The sequence below is a fragment of the Phycisphaeraceae bacterium genome (assembly GCA_015709595.1).
GTDB lineage: Bacteria > Planctomycetota > Phycisphaerae > Phycisphaerales > SM1A02 > CAADGA01.
The window spans coordinates 3,307,636-3,325,473 of sequence record CP054178.1 but is presented as its reverse complement, the minus strand read 5'-3'; the positions used below and the strand labels follow the sequence as shown (position 1 = coordinate 3,325,473).

General features: G+C 66.7%; 17 protein-coding genes. 7 read left to right on the top strand and 10 right to left on the bottom strand.

The genetic code is table 11. The features are described 5' to 3' along the window. The first annotated feature begins 7 nt into the window (after positions 1-7). Together HRU76_14140 and HRU76_14135 are read left to right on the top strand one after the other, a co-directional pair. Positions 8-1,417 (top strand): amidohydrolase family protein, encoded by a 1,410-nt coding sequence (locus HRU76_14140; protein ID QOJ18652.1) that lies wholly within the window; start codon positions 8-10, stop codon positions 1,415-1,417. A 20-nt stretch (positions 1,418-1,437) separates the two neighbouring features. Continuing rightward, on the top strand, positions 1,438-2,802 hold the full coding sequence (locus tag HRU76_14135) for an amidohydrolase family protein (protein ID QOJ18651.1): 1,365 nt from the start codon (positions 1,438-1,440) through the stop codon (positions 2,800-2,802). 19 nt (positions 2,803-2,821) lie between these two features. On the opposite strand, the gene HRU76_14130 is transcribed toward HRU76_14135, so the two are convergent. Further along, positions 2,822-3,304 carry an arsenate reductase ArsC gene (locus HRU76_14130; GenBank protein ID QOJ18650.1) on the bottom strand — a complete coding sequence of 161 codons (483 nt, stop codon included), beginning with the start codon at positions 3,302-3,304 and terminating at the stop codon, positions 2,822-2,824. A gap of 219 nt (positions 3,305-3,523) precedes the next feature. Here HRU76_14130 and rpmE point away from each other — a divergent pair, with 219 nt between their 5' ends. Next, positions 3,524-3,748 (top strand): 50S ribosomal protein L31, encoded by a 225-nt coding sequence (gene rpmE / locus HRU76_14125; protein QOJ19200.1) that lies wholly within the window; start codon positions 3,524-3,526, stop codon positions 3,746-3,748. Between the two features lie 122 nt (positions 3,749-3,870). Beyond that, positions 3,871-4,962 carry a PCRF domain-containing protein gene (locus HRU76_14120; GenBank protein QOJ18649.1) on the top strand — a complete coding sequence of 364 codons (1,092 nt, stop codon included), beginning with the start codon at positions 3,871-3,873 and terminating at the stop codon, positions 4,960-4,962. Positions 4,963-5,116: 154 nt separating this feature from the next. Here HRU76_14120 and HRU76_14115 read toward each other — a convergent pair whose 3' ends face one another. From HRU76_14115 to cysK, 8 genes are all read right to left on the bottom strand, one after another. Then, positions 5,117-6,157 (bottom strand): prepilin-type N-terminal cleavage/methylation domain-containing protein, encoded by a 1,041-nt coding sequence (locus HRU76_14115; protein ID QOJ18648.1) that lies wholly within the window; start codon positions 6,155-6,157, stop codon positions 5,117-5,119. 292 nt (positions 6,158-6,449) lie between these two features. Beyond that, positions 6,450-6,902, bottom strand: coding sequence for a hypothetical protein (locus HRU76_14110; protein QOJ18647.1), 453 nt, complete (start codon positions 6,900-6,902; stop codon positions 6,450-6,452). Positions 6,903-7,175: 273 nt separating this feature from the next. Then, complete coding sequence (locus HRU76_14105; protein QOJ18646.1) at positions 7,176-7,643, bottom strand: RNA-binding protein; 468 nt, start codon at positions 7,641-7,643, stop codon at positions 7,176-7,178. Positions 7,644-7,720: 77 nt separating this feature from the next. Further along, complete coding sequence (locus HRU76_14100; protein QOJ18645.1) at positions 7,721-8,950, bottom strand: aspartate kinase; 1,230 nt, start codon at positions 8,948-8,950, stop codon at positions 7,721-7,723. 104 nt (positions 8,951-9,054) lie between these two features. Continuing rightward, positions 9,055-10,572, bottom strand: coding sequence for a xylulokinase (gene xylB / locus HRU76_14095; protein ID QOJ18644.1), 1,518 nt, complete (start codon positions 10,570-10,572; stop codon positions 9,055-9,057). 54 nt (positions 10,573-10,626) lie between these two features. Next, positions 10,627-11,472: an rRNA pseudouridine synthase gene (locus tag HRU76_14090; protein ID QOJ18643.1), complete on the bottom strand. Its 846-nt coding sequence runs from the start codon at positions 11,470-11,472 to the stop codon at positions 10,627-10,629. Between the two features lie 99 nt (positions 11,473-11,571). Continuing rightward, positions 11,572-12,078, bottom strand: coding sequence for a Dabb family protein (locus HRU76_14085; GenBank protein QOJ18642.1), 507 nt, complete (start codon positions 12,076-12,078; stop codon positions 11,572-11,574). An 8-nt stretch (positions 12,079-12,086) separates the two neighbouring features. Continuing rightward, positions 12,087-13,028: a cysteine synthase A gene (gene cysK / locus HRU76_14080; GenBank protein QOJ18641.1), complete on the bottom strand. Its 942-nt coding sequence runs from the start codon at positions 13,026-13,028 to the stop codon at positions 12,087-12,089. Between the two features lie 100 nt (positions 13,029-13,128). Here cysK and HRU76_14075 point away from each other — a divergent pair, with 100 nt between their 5' ends. The 3 genes from HRU76_14075 (at position 13,129) to cysC (ending at position 16,265) form a co-directional block, all read left to right on the top strand. Further along, positions 13,129-14,055, top strand: a complete 927-nt coding sequence (locus HRU76_14075; GenBank protein QOJ19199.1) for a serine acetyltransferase — start codon at positions 13,129-13,131, stop codon at positions 14,053-14,055. 235 nt (positions 14,056-14,290) lie between these two features. Further along, positions 14,291-15,481 (top strand): sulfate adenylyltransferase, encoded by a 1,191-nt coding sequence (gene sat, locus HRU76_14070; protein QOJ18640.1) that lies wholly within the window; start codon positions 14,291-14,293, stop codon positions 15,479-15,481. Positions 15,482-15,647: 166 nt separating this feature from the next. Continuing rightward, positions 15,648-16,265 carry an adenylyl-sulfate kinase gene (gene cysC / locus HRU76_14065; protein QOJ18639.1) on the top strand — a complete coding sequence of 206 codons (618 nt, stop codon included), beginning with the start codon at positions 15,648-15,650 and terminating at the stop codon, positions 16,263-16,265. A gap of 167 nt (positions 16,266-16,432) precedes the next feature. Here the strand turns inward: cysC and HRU76_14060 are convergent, their stop codons facing one another. Further along, positions 16,433-17,743 carry a Gfo/Idh/MocA family oxidoreductase gene (locus tag HRU76_14060; GenBank protein QOJ18638.1) on the bottom strand — a complete coding sequence of 437 codons (1,311 nt, stop codon included), beginning with the start codon at positions 17,741-17,743 and terminating at the stop codon, positions 16,433-16,435. Positions 17,744-17,838 lie beyond the last annotated feature (95 nt).

The window sequence follows — 17,838 nt, the reverse complement described above, 5'->3', positions numbered from 1 at the left end:
GGTGACGATGACGACGCATACGAACACGCTGACCCGCCGTCCTTCGCCCGTCACGCGATGGTTTGACCGTGCCGCAGGAGCCGCCGCGGCGATCGCGCTGGCGTGCCTTGCATCCACGGCGACGGCGCAGGCCGACGAGCAGTTCACCGTCATCAAGGCGGGCAGGATCATCACCGTCTCTGGCGAGGAGATCACCGACGGCGAGATCGTGATCGTCGATGGCAAGGTCCGGCTGGTGGGGCGCAACCTCGAGTACCCCGCGGCGGCCACGGTCATCGACGCACGCCGCCAGACGGTGATGCCCGGCATGATTCACCTGCGCAGCCGCGCCGGCCTGCCGGGGTACACCCGCAGCGGCGTCCACACCGACTGGCATGTGAACGACGAGTTGTATCTCGATGAGATCGACTTCTCCGAGCACCTGCGCCACGGCTTTACATCCGTGTGCCTGATGCCGGCGGGCACGGGGCTGCCCGGCATGTCGGCGGTCTACCGCACCGCCGGTCCCAGGGAGAGCCGTCTCTTGCAGAAGGACGCCTACCTGCGCGTCACCATGTCGAATACCGGCACGGACAAGCCGGTGCTGCGCGGCGCCATCCGCAAGGCCAAGGAGGAGATCGCCAAGGTCGCCAAGGCCAGACAGGAATGGGAAGAGAAACGCCGCGCCGAACAGCAACAACAACAACAGCAGCAGCAGGGGGGACAGAGCGGCGGCACGGGGGGTGGAGGCAGCGGCGGAGCAGGAAGCGGTGCGGCGCCAACGCAGCAGCCGCCCCAGCCGCAGCCGGGCCAGCAGCCGCCGGCGCCGCCCGCCACGCCTGCGCAGTTCACGCCTCCGGCGATTGACAAGTCGCACGAACCGCTGATGAACCTGATCGAAAAGAAGGCCGCGCACCCGCTTGTGCTGGAAGTGTCCAGCGCGTCGGACGTGCTCCACGCCTTCGACGTACTCAAGGAGGAGCCGAACCTTCCGGTCAGGATGTACGTGGGCGTGCGTTCGCAATCCAACGATCTGCACTACGTGCTGCCGCTTCTTGCGGAGCGAAAAACCCCGCTGTTGGTCGAGCCCTTCATCAGCTCCATTGCGGAAACCACCATTCGCTTCAACCTGCCGGCCGAACTGGCGGCGAACGGCTGTGACATCACCTTTGTGCCTCCGTCGGACGCCTCGGTCTCGATGAGGAACTTCCGGGCCACGACGGCGGATGTGGTTCGCGCCGGGCTGCCCCGCAACATCGCCATCAAGGCCCTGACGTTGAATCAGGCCCGATTCGTCGGGTTGGATTCGCGCCTGGGCACGATCGAAAAGGGCAAGGACGCCGACCTGATCTTCCTCGACGGCGATGTGCTCGACCCCGCGTCGCGGGTGAAGCGGGTCATGGTCGGCGGCGAAATTGTCTGGGAGGACACGAAGTGACTACGCGATTGACGCCCCTGATGTCCCTGGCTCTGGCCATCATCGTGGCCGCGTCGATTCTTCTGGCGCCATCCGCCGAAGGGCAGCGTCGTCGCCCCGATGGTCCCCCCGGCGGCCCACCCACCCCGCCGCCGACGGCTCCGCCGCCAGCCGAGGTCAAGCCCGCGCCGATTCCCGAGAAGGAGGAGTACCTTGCCATTCGCGCCGGGCGCGTCCACACCGTCTCAGGTCCGGTGCTGCACGACGTGACCATCCTGTGCAAGAACGGCAAGATCATCGAGATCGGACCGCGCGTCGTGGTGCCCGAGAAGGCGGAAGTCATCGACGCCTCGACCATGGAGGTGTATCCGGGTCTCGTGGCGGTCAGCACTTCCAACGTGCTGGGCGGCGGCTCGCCCGAGGATTCGACGGACGTGTTCGCGCTCAACCTCGCCACTGCGCTGGCGGCGGGCATCACCACGGGCGTCACTGGCAACACCGCCGCCAAGCTCACTTTCGGCACGGTCGATGACATGATCGTCACCCGCCAGGTGTTCGAGTCGTTCAACTACTCCACCCGCAACCCCAGCGGGCGCAAGCAGGTGCGAGACGGTCTCAACCGCGTGCGCGCCTACCTGCGCGATCTGGCGGCATACGAGGAGGCCAGGCGAACCAACCCGAGCGCCGTCGCCCCCGACAACCGCTGGATTCAGGGGAACTTCGCCACGTACCTGCGCCTGCTCAAGGGCGAGGCCACGGCGGTCGTGGACGCCAATACCACGCATGAGCTCATTCAGATCTGCGAACTGGCGGAGACCTACGGCATCCGCTTCGTCATCCGCGGCGCGGTGGAGGGCTGGACCGTGCCCGACCGCCTGGGACGCGCCAAGATCAGCGCCATCATCATCCCGCGCACGCGCAGCGACCCCAACGAGGACTCGATGCGTCCCAACGGCTCATCCATCGAGAACGCCGCCATCATGGCGCGCCACGGGGTGGCGATGGCCTTTCTGCCCACCGGCTCGCTGTTCGGCCCCGGCACAGGCATCAGTTTCGGCGGCTTGGGCGGGCGCGACCTGCTGCACCTGAACATGGAGGCCGCCTTCGCGGTGCGCGGCGGCCTGTCCAACCAGGACGCCATCAGGGCCATCACGCTCGACGCCGCCCGCATCCTCGGCATCGACCGGCGCGTCGGCTCCATCGAAGTGGGCAAGGACGCCGATTTCGCCATCGCCGACGGCGACCTGCTCCACTACATGACGCACATCCGCTGGACGGTCGTCAACGGCCGCGTCGCCTATGACAAGATGAAAGACACGCTGCTCGATCACATCCGCCCGGGTGGCGACCTGAACGCGCCGGCCCCGTACGACTACTGGCCCCGGCGTCTGGGCGCGGACTTCTGAACCGAACCCGGGGTGTGTCTCACGCATCCGGGAATCGTGCCGCCAGCCGCTGCCGCACCAGTTCCGCCTTGGCTCGGATGTCGTAGTCGGGCAGCGTCGTGAAATGGCCCAGGGCGTCCAGCAGCCCCTCGAAGACGTGCTCGAACATGCCCGCCGGGTCGGATGCGGAGGGTGGATCGGGCAACCCCCAGTGACAGCGGACCGGCGCGCCCGGGAAGACCGGGCAGCTTTCCTTGGCCGCGGAATCGCACAGGGTCACAACCAGGTCGAAGGAGCGATCGCGGAACTCGTCCCAGCTCTTCGACCGCAGACCGACGGTAGGCAGACCGTGTCTCTCCAGTGTCCGCAGCGCCAGCGGATTGGGCTGACCCTTGGGCTGCGACCCGGCGGAGAAGGCCTGAAGGTCGTCCCCGTAGATTTCGTTGGCGATGGCTTCCGCCAGAATGCTGCGAGCACTGTTGCCGGTGCAGAGGAAGAGGATCGAGGTGCGATGGTCGGACATGATGGATGGTACCCAGCCATGGCGGGCCCGGAGCAGCCGCTGCGGAGGGGACCGAAAACATGCCTCTTGACGACAGCCGCTTGTGCGCCTGAAATGACGCCCTTCCGGCGCCTCCTCGGGCGACGAGTTCGAGGCGAGCCCCGCACCGGAAGTCCTGGGCTTTCCCCGCCAGCCGTCAAGCGGCTTCCGGGGTTCCGCATCACAGACGTGAGACGCACCATGAAGGACGGCATCCACCCCAAGTACTACCCCGACGCCAAGGTGTTCTACCGCGGCGAACAGGTGATGACGGTCGGCGCCACCGTGCCGGAGTTGCACGTCGAGGTGTGGTCCGGTTCGCACCCGTTCTTCACCGGTCAGAAGACCTTTGTGGACACGGCGGGGCGCGTCGAGAAGTTCCAGAAGAAGTTCGCCGGCGACTACTTCAAGCCCAAGAAGAAGTAGCTCGCGCACGTCGCACGCTGACCAGCCGTGGCCCCAGGGTCACGGCTGTTTGTTTGCACGAACGCCCGTGCGGCCGGCCGCATGGACGCCGGGTCGAAACCGATGATGTCGTCGCCCGCCGCATGGTCACCATTCCCGACAATCTGAAACGCCGTCTGGACGATCTGGATCGTCAGTACGTCGAACTGGGTGATCGTCTGCTGGACCCTGACGTGCTGGCTGACCATCGCCAGGTGCGGGCGCTCTCTATCAAGCGATCCGCGATCGAGCCGGTGGTGATCGACTATCGCGCGGCGCTCGAGGCGGCCCGCGAAGCCGAGGGGCTGGCGGCCCTGATCGCGGAGAATGCCGACGCGGAACTGACTTCGCTGGCGCGCGAAGAGATGCCCCGACTCGAAGACCTCGCCGCTCAGCACATGGACGCCGCGGTGCGGCGGCTGGTCACCGCGGACGACCGCGCTATCGGAGCGGTCATCCTCGAAATCCGCGCGGGGGTCGGCGGCGATGAAGCGGCGCTTTTCGCGGGCGACCTGGTCGAGATGTACCGTCGGTTCGCCGCCGCGAAGGGATGGACGTGGGAGGTTCTTCAGACCAGCCCGGGCGAGCATGGCGGGTTCAAGTCAGTCATGGTTCGCGTCGCGGGCGATGGCGTGTGGTCGGAACTGGGCTACGAGGGAGGCACGCACCAGGTGAAGCGCGTCCCCGCTACCGAGATGCAGGGGCGTGTCCACACGTCAACGGCCACGGTGGCGGTGCTGGCCGAACCGGAGGAGGTCGAGGTCAGAATCGCCCCCGACGAGGTCAAGGAGATCATGACCACGGCCCAGGGCCCCGGCGGGCAGAACGTGAACAAGGTCGCCACCGCCGTCCACCTGATCCACCTGCCGACCGGCATCGAAGTGCGCATGCAGGAAACCAAGAGCCAGGCGCAGAACCGGGAGCGGGCTTGGTCGCTGCTGCGGGCGCGTCTGTACGAGCGTCAGAAGGCGGAGCGCGACGCCCAGCGCGCCGCCGAGCGACGCACCATGATCGGTTCGGGGGGACGCGCGGAGAAGATCCGAACCTACCGCTTCAAGGAAAATCTGGTCGTGGATCACCGCCTCGGTTCAGCCGAGGGATCGTTCAACCTGACCGAGGTGATGGCCGGCAAACTTCAGCCGGTGATCGACGCACTTGTTCGGCAGGATACGGCCGAACGCCTGGCCGCACTGTGATGGCTCGAAGGACGCGGCCCATGAGTTCTTCGCAACCGTCGTGATTCCGCGCGGCTGGGTGGGAAAGGGCGCGACGCCCCACGCCATCCGGGAATCGGCAGTCATGTCGCGCCGATCGGTCAGGCGCGTGGTCCGGGTCGGGTTGCGAACCGGGTCACTCCCCGCCGCCCGTGACGACGATGTCGTCATACTCCTTCACGACGACCGGCGCGGTGATTTCATTCACTGGATTCGTTGCCGATCCTGGCCCGTTGGTGCGTGAGAAGAACACGCCGTCGGCCCCGGCGGACATCAGGACGTACGACCCGCGCGTGGCGTTGAACTCGAGGTCGGTCCCGTAGTTGCCGCGAGTGAAGGCCTGATGCCCGACCAACTGCATGAAGTTCCAGTTGGCCTGACTGTAGTTGCTGTTGCCCGGCGCGCTTCCGCTGACGTTGAACACGCTGTAGGCCTGGTAGCCGCCTCCGCTGTTGGTCTGATCGTTGGCCGACCGGCCCAGGGCGGTGGATTGCAGGTACGGGTTGGCCGAGGTCATGGTGAACTGCGGCGCCGATCCACCGGAACGGGGAACGATCGGGCCGACCGAGCGAGCCCGGCGGACGTACACGATCGGATTCCCCCAGGCATCCAGCAGGTCCGGCAGTTTGAAGTTGCCCGGCTCACCAACCTGACCCCGCGCCACGCCAAGGTCATCGGTGCCCGGCGTGTAGTAGGCGGCGTACTTCCTTCCGTTGATCGTCGGTCCGTTGCCCATCTGCGAAGGGCGATCGGGCAGCGCGCCGTCGAAGAAGATCTTGATGGACTTTGTGTTGAAGACCATCTCGTAGCCGCCGGAGGCGGTGTAGTTCGGATCGGTTGAATCAATGTACCCGCCCATCAGGTGGAGCAGGGCGTTCTCCGTGCCGCTCAACCGGGGCGTGCCGTTGATGCCGCCCGCGTCGGCGATCAAGTCGTCCTCGGAGATCACGCCCGGGTAGAAGCCGTGCTCCTGGTGGAACAGGTCGCATGCCTTGGCGAACTCGTTCATCGTGGCCTCGGTGCGCGTCTTCTTGGCGGCGGTGTTGACCGCGGCCAGCGCCGGCAGCAGGATGCCCACCAGCAGGGCGATGATGCCGATCACCACCAGCAGTTCCACCAGCGTGAACGCGCGGCGGGCGGGTGTCGAGCGAGCGGGACGATGGGATTGCAGCATCATGAGCGTGTCCTCTTCAAACGCCGGCCCAGAGAGCCGGGAAACGATCCGACAAGCCGCCGATCCATCCCATGGCGAACCACCACGGGCGGACCGGGCCGGACCCGTCACGCTCATTCCAGATGCTCCAGTATACCACCGATCGGCGGGGTGTCGAGCGCCCAACCGGATTTTTCCGCCGCATGTCACGCCAGTGCAATGACTTGCGGATGATGGCCATGACCGGGACATGCGGGAAGCGGGTGTCAGGCGAGATGGACGCTTGGTCACACCTCGCTCCGATCAAGCCGGACGATCACTCGTCCTCCAACGCAGGGGCTCCAAATGTGCCGACCGCGCGCCCGACTGTCATCACGTCGCCTGCCAGCACCGTCGGGAAGCCGTCGGGCATGGGCTGCCAGACGCCGCCGTCAAAGTTGGTCCGCATGAACAGCAGCCCGTTGCCGAACAGATCGGTCGGGATGACGCCGATCTCGACCCCGTTGAGATGCACCCGGATCATCCGCAGCGGGGCGGCGTTCTGCACGTGAACCTGCAATCGCTGCTCGCGCTGACCCTGGTGAAGCCGCTGCCGGTAGGTCGCCTGCCCGGTGATGGTGCGGTTGGCGTTGGCGAAGAACAGGTCGGCCCGCGTGGTGTACCACGAGGAGGTGAACGCGCGCGGCGGCCTGTTGCCCTGGGCGACAGCCGGCATGGCGGCGAGCATCGCGATCAGGATGCCGGCGACCATCAGCAGTGTGCGTGACATGTGTCGCATCATGGCCTCCGTAGAGCCCTTGCTCCGCATTTCAATCAGTACCAAACCCGCCATTGAAAACGAAATGTCAAGCCGTTGGTCGGCTGATCCTCGCCCGATGGCGCTGGCGGCGCAGGCGCGGCAAGGCGTTCCCAATGTGCGGCCTGCGCCGATGGCGCGTGTCTCAACCGTCCGGTCGCCAGGGGGCGTTTGAGCTTGCCGGGCAAAAAGAGAAACGCCGGACCAGAGGGGTCCGGCGTTTCCGGCGATCAGTGATGATCGAGTTCACCAGCGGGGCCGGCGCTCGCCGCGGTCGCCGCCGCGTCCGCCGCCGCCGCCACCACCGTAGCCGCCGCGTCCGCCGCCGCCAGCGGGACGCTCCGCACGGGGCTTGGCCTCGTTGATGGTGAGAGTGCGTCCGCCGAGCTCGATGCCGTTGAGGGCCTCGATGGCGGCGCGGCCCTGGCCGGCGTCGCGCATTTCGACGAAGCCGAAGCCGCGGGGACGACCTGTCTCGCGGTCGGTGACGAGCGACACGCGGTCCACATCGCCGTGCTGGGCGAAGAGATCGCGAACCTCATCCTCGGTGGTCTTGAACGAAAGGTTGCCGACGTAGATGTTGATCACGACAGACGATCCTGAACCCGAGAAACCTGAGCCAGACGTGGTCCTCGGGGGCGACGCGCGTCGTGGCGTTGAATCATGCCTCACGACGTTGAACAGGTCGTCTGAAAGCGATGATGAACGCGCCATGATAGGCGGGGTCGGGTGGCGGGCAAGTGTGGACGCCGCGGACGAATCCGGTGCGCCTTCTCATGCACCCTCTCAGGTCACCCACGCTCGCCCAGCCCGAACGCGTCATGCACCACCTGCAGCGCCCGCTCGCCGTGCTGCATGGGCAGGATGCAGGAGATCTTGATCTCCGACGTGGTGATGTTGTTGATGGGGATGCCCGCCCGGCCCAGTGCGTCGAACATGGTGGAGGCCACGCCCGTGTGGGTGCGCATGCCCGCACCAACCGCCGACACCTTGGCCAGCCCGATCTCGATGGCCAGTTCGCCGGTGCCGATCTCTTCCAGCGCCTTGCCGGCGGCGAGTTTTACATCCGCCAGGTCGGCGTGATCGACGGTGAAGGAGATGTTGGCCGTGTCGCCGTACTCGGTCTGCATGATGTCATCGACGACCACGCTGGCGTCGGCGATATGTCGGAAGATGGCCGCCTGCGTGCCGGGGCGGTTGGGCACGCGGCGGAGCGAGATGCGGCCCAGGTCCTGCTTGAGCGCGCAGCCCACGACGGCGATGTCTTCCATGTCAGGCGTCTCCCGAATGATCATTGTGCCCTCGTCGGGCTTCATGCTGTGGCGGACGTGGATGGGCACGCCATACTTCTGCCCGAACATCACGGCCCGGTTGTGCATCACGCCCGCACCGAGCGAGGCCAGTTCGAGCATTTCCTCGTAACTGATGCGGGTGATCTTGCGCGCGCCCGGGACTTTCCGGGGGTCGGCGGTGTAGACGCCATCCACGTCGGTGTAGATCTCACACACGCCGCCTTGGGTTTCGATGTCCAAGGCGGCGGCCAGCGCTACGGCGGTGGTGTCCGAGCCACCCCGACCCAGCGTGGTGATGTCGCCCGAACCGGTGGCGCCCTGGAAGCCCGCGGCGACGATGATGCGCCCGCGCGACAGCTCGGCGCGGATGCGATCGACGTTGATGGCGCGGATGCGGGCCTTGGTGTGGACCTCATCCGTGACGATGCCCATCTGGGCGCCGGTCATGCTGATGGCGTCCATCCCCAGCGCGTGCAGGGCCATCGTCATCAGCGCGATCGACACCTGCTCGCCCGTGGCCAGCAGCATGTCCAGTTCGCGCTTGTGCGGACAGTCGGTGATGGCGGCGGCCAGCGCCAGCAGGTCATCCGTGGTGTCGCCCATGGCGCTGACGACGACGATCACGTCGCTGCCGTCGCGTCGCGCCGCGGCGGCGCGAGAGGCGCAGTGCCTGATCTTCTCGGGCGTAGCCACGGATGAACCGCCGAACTTCTGCACCAGCGTGGGCATGACGCGCGGATTGTTGGCGTATGGGGCGGCAGGTCAACTGCGATGTCTGGTGGCGCAGACGTCCCCGCTGAACCGGTGGCACGGGCGTTCCGCCCGTAATCGATTCACTCCGACCTGCCCAGCGTATGCATGGCTTCACGCAATCCTGGATACAGCGAGTCATACACCGCGCGCACCCTCGCCCCGACCGTGACAGCCGCCGCGTCCGGCTCGACCCGATCCGTCTCCCGCAGGCAGCAATCGCACGCCTCGGACACGCTCGACCACGCGCCTGCGCCGACGCCCGCGAGGATCGCCGCCCCGTACGCCGACCCTTCCGCGGTGTTGAGCATCGTGACGGGGCAGCCGAAGGCGTTGGCGTGGATGGTCCGCCACAGCCGCGACTTCGCCCCGCCGCCGCCCATGCGCACTTCCCGCGCGGCAATGCCCGCGCCCCGCACCATGTCGAGCATCGCCGCCATGCCGAACGCGACGCCCTCGAGCACGGCCCGCGCCAGATGCCCGCGCGTATGCCTCGCCGTCAGCCCGATGAACGCCCCTCGCGCCTGCGGATCCGGGTGGGGGCAGCGTTCGCCCGTCAGGTAGGGCAGGAAGATCAGCCCACCCGCGCCGGGGCCGATCTGCTCCGCCTCTTCATCCAGCGCGGCGTAGGACGCGCCCGCGGCGCAGGTGTCGCGGAACCACCGCAGCGCACCCGCCGCGGAGAGCATACACCCGTACACGCACCACTCGCCCGGCACAGCGGAACACATGGTCTGGAGGCGGCCGGAGCGATCCGTTGGCAGAGATCGGCCCGCGTGGGCGAAGATGACGCCGGAGGTGCCGAGCGTCGCGCTCACCAGTCCGGCGCGGACGATGCCCATGCCGACCGCGCCAGTCATCTGGTCGCCTGAACCAGCAACCACGGGCGTGCCTGCGATCAGCCCTGTTGCTTCCGACGCCTGTCGCGTCACCGTGCCAGCCACGTCGGGCGCCTCGATGACTTGGGGAAAGAGTGACCGATCCAGTCCGAGCGCGGCGAGAAGCCCCGTGTGCCAGTCGCGCGTGCGCGGGTCGAGCAGGAGGGTGCCGGAAGCGTCACCCGCGTCGATGGCCAGTTCGCCGGTGAGTCGGAATCGCACGTAGTCCTTGGGCAGCAGAACATGGTGCGTGCGCTGGAAGTGGTCGGGTTCGTGGGCGCGCAGCCAGAGAATCTTGGGCGCGGTGAATCCGGTCAGGGCGGGGTTGCCGACCATTGCAATGAGTTGCTCGCGGCCACCCGCGGCCTGCTCGATCTGTTCGCACTCGGCGCCCGTGCGCTGATCGTTCCAGAGCAGTGCGTTGCGAATGGGCCGGGGTTCGGCGGGATCGGGATGAGAGGGCAGAAACACGGAGCCGTGCATCTGGCCCGAGAAGCCCACCGCCATCACGTCAGCCGCGCGCACACCAGAAGCCGCAAGCGCCATGCGTGTCGCCCGGCAGGCGGCGTTCCACCACCAGTCGGGGTGCTGCTCGGACCAGCCGGGCCGGGGCATGGCCACTTCGTGAGGGGAGTCGGCCACGGATCGTACGGCGCCGACTTCATCAATGAGTATCGCCTTCGTGGCGGAAGTCCCGATGTCCAGGCCGAGGAAGAGAGGCATGAGGGGAGTGTACCGGCAGGCATGGACGCCTGCTCCACCCATGATGGCGTCGGGTCAGGATGCCTTGACGCCCGACTTCGCCGCCTCACGCTCACCGCGCTCCGCCGCGGTGCGCAGCATGGCCACTTCCTGAGCGGTCAACTCTCGCCACTGGCCCATCGACACGCCGCGCAGTTTGAGCGGTCCCATCGAGATCCGGCGCAGTTTTTTCACTGGGTGGCCCAGTTCCAGCATCATGCGTCGAATCTGGCGGTTTCGACCCTCGCGCAGCTCCATCAGCAGCATGGTTCGTTCGCGGTCGCGCTTGAGCAGTTTCAGTCCCACGCCCTGGGTGCGCGTGGCGGCCTTGACGCGCCGGTCGTACAGCACCAGCCCTTCCTGCAGCCGCTGCACGTCCGCCGCGTCGAGCGACCCCTTCACCGTCACCTCGTAGGTCTTGTGGACGCCGTAGCGGGGGTGAGTGAGCCGGTTGGCCAGATCGCCGTCATTGGTGAGCAGAAGCAGCCCGGAGGAGTCGACGTCCAGCCGCCCCACGGGATAGAGCCGGGCGCGGGAAGGATGATTGACCAGATCGATGGCGCGAACCTTGCCCTCGATGGCGGAGTTGCTGCAGATCACGCCCTTGGGCTTGAAGAGCATGATGTAGACGAGCCGCTCACCGGATCGGCGGGCCCGGATGGGTCGGCCCGAAACGACGATGCGGTCCTTTTCGGGATCCACCCACGCGGGAAGCTCGGTGACGGGAATCCTGTTCACCGTCACTTCTCCCGCGTGGATCAGCTGCTCGCAGGCCCGGCGCGAACCGACGCCCGCCTCGGCCAGCACCTTGTGCAGTCGCTCGCCCCGCGATGCATCGGTGAATGGATGAGAAGGTGGCGCTTTGCGTCGCGGACGGGGCATGGCCGATCATACACCGGCGGCATGAATCGGCCCCTTCGAGGGCTCGCACGGGGGCCGGATGACGGTGGTTGATCGACGAGCGTGCAAGGGCTCCCGGTGTCAGTTCCGAGGCCTTTGGCCGTCATCCCACCAGTCGCGCACCAGCATCGAGGCGATCTCGGGCCGCCACTTCGTCACCAGTTCGACATGCTGGGGGTGATCGACGTAGACCGCGTACCCCTCGGTTGAGTCGAAGCCAATGTACAGTCCCACGTGGTACGACGCATCCACGCTGGCCCGACCCGTGTCGATGTGTCGTCCGCAGGCGTAGGACGTCACACCTGGGATGGTCGGCAGCAGGCGATCGCAGTCGGCGATCAACTGTTCCGTTCTGGCCGGATCGTGCAGGGTGATGAAAACGACGTGGCTGATGCGTGCGGGGAGCGGCGCGGGGCCGACGACGCCGCTGGAGGCGCCTGGGCGTGAGCCGCTGGCGCAGCCGCTGGCGATCATCATCATCACAAGCAGGACGAGCGTCGAAGATTTCAACGGTCGAACGATGGCGCGATGGTCGATCATCTCGGTTTCACCCATCGGAGCGAAGGCGTGCGGCCATGATAGGAACATCCGGCGCTTCACCCGGCAAGTCCCTCAAAGAGGGGGGTTGACAGATACCGCTCGCCGAAACTGGCGATGATGGTGACGATGGTTTTGCCCTTGTTCTCCGGTCTGGCCGCCACGCGGGCGGCGGCGCAGACGTGCGCCCCCGAACTGATGCCGGCGAAGATGCCTTCCTCCTTCGCCAGCCGACGCGCCCACAGATAGGCGTCGTCGTTGCTGACGGTCTCGACGCCGTTGAGCAGTGTGGTGTCAAGATTCGTCGGAATGAAGCCCGCGCCGATGCCCTGGATGCGGTGGGGAGCGGGCCGGCCGCCTGAGATGACCGGCGAGGCGGCGGGCTCCACGGCGATGGCCTGGAAGCCGGGCTTGTGACGCCGGATGAACCGGGTGACGCCGGTGATGGTGCCTCCGGTGCCCACGCCGGTGACGAGCATGTCCACCTGTCCCGCGGTATCGGCCCAGATCTCCGGTCCGGTGGTGGACTCATGAATGGCGGGATTGGCGGGATTGTCGAACTGCTGGGGCATCCAGGCGTCGGTTTCGGTTTCGACCAGCTGGCGCGCCCGCTCGACGGCGCCGGGCATGCCCTCGACGGCGGGCGTCAGCACCAGGTTGGCGCCGAGCGAGCGCAGGAGGACGCGGCGCTCGATGCTCATCGACTCGGGCATGGTGAGCGTCAGCCGGTAGCCGCGGCTGGCGCACACGAAGGCCAGGGCGATGCCGGTGTTGCCGGACGTGGGTTCGATGATGTGCGTGTGGGGATGAAGAATCCCGTCGTGTTCGGCGCGCGAGATCATGGCCTCCGCGATGCGGTCCTTCACGCTGGCCATGGGGTTGAAGAACTCGCACTTGACGAGCACGCGGGCATGGTCGGGCGGAACCAGCCGCCTCAACTGGACGAGCGGCGTGTTGAAGACGGTGCGGATGATGGAGTCGTAGACGCAGCCGTGCCGCATGAAGGGCCTCCTGGAGAACCCGGAGAATACCATAGCGGCGATGCGAGCGACGCCGACGCCCACCACAACCAGCCCGACGCCGCCGGTGGAGGGGCTTGACATGGCCGTGGAGCGTCTCGCGGCGTCGATTCTCCACGATCCGCGGACGCGACACCTCTCGACGGCCTATCTGCCCCATCGTCACGAAGTGCTGGCGGTGCTGGAGCGCCTGGTGTGGCTCATGTTCCCCGGGTTCGTCGGGCCCCGGGAGTTGTCGGTTGACACGATCCGCGACCACGTCGCACGAGTCACGGGTGAGATCGCCGAAGGTCTCGTCCGACAGGTTTCCGCCTCGCTGCGCTATGCCGAGGGTGTGGAGCAGGGTGGACGGAACTTCGCCGAACGCAGCGCCAGGTGCGACGACAAGGCGGCGGCGGTGGTGGGGCGCTTCCTCGACCGCCTGCCGGAGGTGCGTCGGCTGCTTTCTCTCGACGTGCAGGCGGCCTTCGACGCCGACCCCGCAGCAAGGCACACCGATGAGGTCATCTTCAGTTATCCCGGCATCCGGGCGCTGACCATCCATCGTCTGGCCCACGAACTGCACCGCCTGGACGTGCCGCTCATTCCACGCATCATGGCGGAGCACGCTCACTCGGAAACGGGAATCGACATTCATCCCGGCGCGCGCCTCGGCGAATCGTGCTTCATCGACCACGGCACGGGCGTGGTGATCGGCGAGACGGCGGTGATCGGGCGGCACTGCCGTCTGTACCAGGGCGTGACGCTCGGGGCCAAGTCGTTCCCCAAGGACGCCCGCGGCCGAGCCGTAAAGGGTGTCAAGCGGCACCCGACGCTGGAAGACCACGTGACGGTGTACGCGGGGGCGACGATCCTGGGCGGGGACACGGTGGTGGGGGCGGGGTCGATCGTGAGCGGCGGGGTGTTCCTGACGCAGTCCGTTCCGCCGGGGACCGTGGTGGGGGCGCCGAAGTCCGATATCCGAACGCGCAACAATCCGGAAACGCCGCCGGGCAGTTACGAGATCTGAAGTCGGGTCCTGTTGCGTTGCGACGGTGCGACACTCGGCGCATTGCCATCGAAAACCGGCGGGAATACGATCGGCCTCACGCCTTGACGCATCGCTCGGCGAAACGGCGGATCGGGCTGTTTCCAGCGTGACCGTTCGCCGATGATGCTGATTCCCCGCGATCTGAGAGATCCGGCCATGGGTTGCCGCCTCGCGGCAGCCGCTCGTTCCGCCCCAGTCATGAGGAGAGATTCGAATGTCCACCGCGTCACTGGTCGCCCCGCACGGCGGCACGCTCGTCAACCGACTGGTTGATTCCGCCGCCGCTTCACAACTGAAGGCCAAGGCCGGGTCACTGCCGAAGGTGACGCTCAGCGCCAAGCAGGCCTGCGACCTGGAAATGATCGCCATCGGGGCGTTCAGCCCGCTGACGGGCTTCGTGGGACAGAAGGACTTTGAGTCAGTCTGCCGCAACACGCGGCTCGCCAACGGCCTGGTGTGGTCGATCCCGATCACCCTCGCGGTGGATGAGAAGACCAAGGCGGCGCTGAAGGTGGGGGGACAGGCCGCGCTGTATCACGCCGACGGCACGCTGATGGCGGTCATGGACGTGCAGGAGATCTACCCGCACGACAAGAAACTGGAGATTCCCAACGTCTTCCGCACCGAAGACCCCGCTCACCCGGGCGTCAAGGCGGTGCTTGAGGAGGGCGACTGGCTGGTGGGCGGGCCGATTCACGTGATCACGGTCACGCCCGAGCGCGACAAGGGCGAGCAGTTCACCGAGTATCGCCTGCCGCCCGCGAAGGTGCGCGAGGCGTTCATCCAGCGCGGCTGGAAGACCATCGCCGCGTTCCAGACCCGCAACCCCATCCACCGCGCCCACGAGTACCTCACCAAGTGCGCCCTGGAGATGACGGATGGCCTGCTCATCCACCCGCTGGTGGGCGAAACCAAGCCCGGCGACATCCCGGCCGACGTGCGCATGGAGTGCTACAAGGTTCTGATCGAGGGGTACTACAACAAGAATCGCACCATGCTGACGGTGATGCCCGCGGCCATGCGCTACGCGGGTCCGCGCGAGGCGATCCTGCACGCTCTGGTCCGCAAGAACTACGGCATCTCGCACTTCATCGTGGGCCGCGACCACGCCGGCGTGGGCAACTACTACGGCACGTATGACGCTCAGCAGATCTTTGACCAGTTCAAGCCGGAGGAGATCGGGCTGACCATCCTGCGATTCGAGAACACCTTCTACTGCAAGAAGACGCAGGGCATGGCCAGCGACAAGACCACCAACAGCAAGCCGGAGGACCGCGTCTTCCTGGCGGGCACCAAGGTGCGCGAACTGCTCAACGCGGGACAGCGTCCGCCCGCCGAGTTCAGCCGCCCGGAGGTGGCCGACATCCTCATCAAGTGGGCCCAGGCGCAGCTCCAGCCGGCGTGAGCGGCTGTTCACCAGTCGAAGTCGTTTCAACACAAGAGAAACACAGAGGAACACAGAGGAACACAGAGAACCCACACAGATCAGTTCATGGCGATCCGTCATGTCCTCCCTCTGTGGCTCTCTCATGTCCCTCTCGTGTTGAAGAACCAACCGAGGTCAACGCAATATGGCCAAGCAGGTCGCAACGAACATCACCTGGCACGAGGGCAACGTCACCCGCGAGGAGCGGGAGAAGAACATGGGCCAGAAGGGCTGCACCCTCTGGATGACGGGGCTGTCCGGCAGCGGCAAGAGCACCGTGGCGGTGGCGCTGGAGCAGGTGCTCATGCAGCGCGGCCACCACGCCTACCGCCTCGACGGCGACAATATCCGCATGGGGCTGAACAAGAACCTGGGCTTCTCCGCGGAGGACCGGGCGGAGAACATCCGCCGCATCGGCGAGGTCGCCAAGTTGTTCGCCGACGCCGGCATCATCACCATCACCTCGTTCATCAGTCCCTACCGGGCCGATCGCGACCTCGTGCGCAAGCTGCACGAGGAGGCGAAGATTCCCTTCTTCGAGATTCACGTCTCCTGCCCCATCGAGGAAGCCGAGAAGCGCGACCCCAAGGGGCTCTACAAGAAGGCCCGGGCCGGGCAGATCAAGGGCTTCACGGGTATCGATGACCCCTTCGAGGCGCCGCTCAAGCCCGAACTCGACCTGCCCACGCACCGGTATTCCGTGGCGGAGAGCGTGCAGGTGCTGCTCGACCTGCTCTCGAAGCACGGCGTCATCCGCGGTTGACACGGCGAATCAACAACAGATTCACGAACCGGGAAGTGAGCCGCGACCGTCAGGGAGCGGTCTCTCGGTGCGCACGATTCAGCCCACTGCACGGCACACCCGCCGGGCGGCACGGATCTGCTCCATTCCGGGTCGGCTCTCGCGACACGGTGTGTTGATACCGGAAACTACCGAAGCGGTGTCTGTCCCGGCACCGCCACCGGCGGGACCGGGATGTCCATCCACTCATACGACGGCGGCGACAGATCCTCCTGCGAATCGAGGGCCTGCTCCCACGTCACCTCCTTGCCGGTGTAGGCGCTCATGCGTCCCATGATCGCCGTCAGGGTGGAGTGCGCCACGTTGCGGGCCTCGTTGAGCCGCGCGGACTGGCCGGTGATGCTGGCGACCAGGTCGACGTGCTCCTGCTCGTAGGGACTGCGCTGACGACCCGGGAACCGCCACGATGTGGCGCCATGCACCTGCGCCTGGCCGGGGCTGGACAAGGTGCGCCCCTTCGTGCCGTGAAACGCCTCGGCCACACGGCCCGCGCAACCGTCGATCTGGCGGCACTGGCTGGCAACCACCACGCCGCTCGGGTACTCGTACTCCACCGCGAAGTGGTCGAAGATGTTGCCGTACTTCGCCTCCGTGCGCACCTGACGCCCGCCCATGCCCATGCACTTGACGGGATGATCCCCGATCACCCAGTTGCACACGTCCAGGTTGTGGACGTGCTGCTCCACGATGTGATCGCCAGAGAGCCAGGTGAAGTAGAGCCAGTTGCGGACCTGCCACTCCATGCCGGACATCTGCGGCGTCTTCTCGACCACCCACAGCCCGCCCTGATTCCACCAGCAGCGGGCGGAGACCACCTCTCCGATCACGCCGCTTCGGATCTGCTCGATGAGCGCCAGGTACGACGCCTCGTGCCGCCGCTGGGTGCCGGCGACGACGGAAAGCCCCTTCTCATCGACGACCGCGGCGGACGCCAGCACGCGGCGGACGCCCGGCCCATCCACGGCGCAGGGCTTCTCCATGAACACGTGCTTGCCCGCGTTCACCGCCGCCTCGAAATGCATGGGACGGAAGTGCGGGGGAGTGGCCAGGATCACCATGTCCACGTCGGTCTGGAGAAGCTGCTTGTAGGCGTCGAAGCCCGTGAAGCACATGTCGTCGCGCACCATGCCTCGCGTGCCCCGCTTCTCCAGTTCACCCCGGCAGCCGCGCAGTCGATGCTCGAAGACATCGGCGAGCGCGTGAACCTGCACGTTCTCGCCGGCGGCGAGCGCGTCCGCCGCGGCCCCGGTTCCGCGTCCACCGCAGCCGATCACGCCGACCCGCACCGAATCGCGCACCCCCGCATGGACGCCGGAGCGCGCCCACAGGGGCGAACTGGCCAGCGACGCAATGGTCGCGGCGGCCGAGGCCTTCACGAAGGCGCGGCGGTTGATGTTGTCGGACGGCCCGGAAGGCGTGTTGGACAAGCGATGCGTCATGGACGAGTTCCAGTGTCAGGGAAGGTGCGGTCTGTCAGGCCACGATCGACGTGGCGGTGTTCAGAGAATACCCGCTCGCAGGCGACGTAGCATCC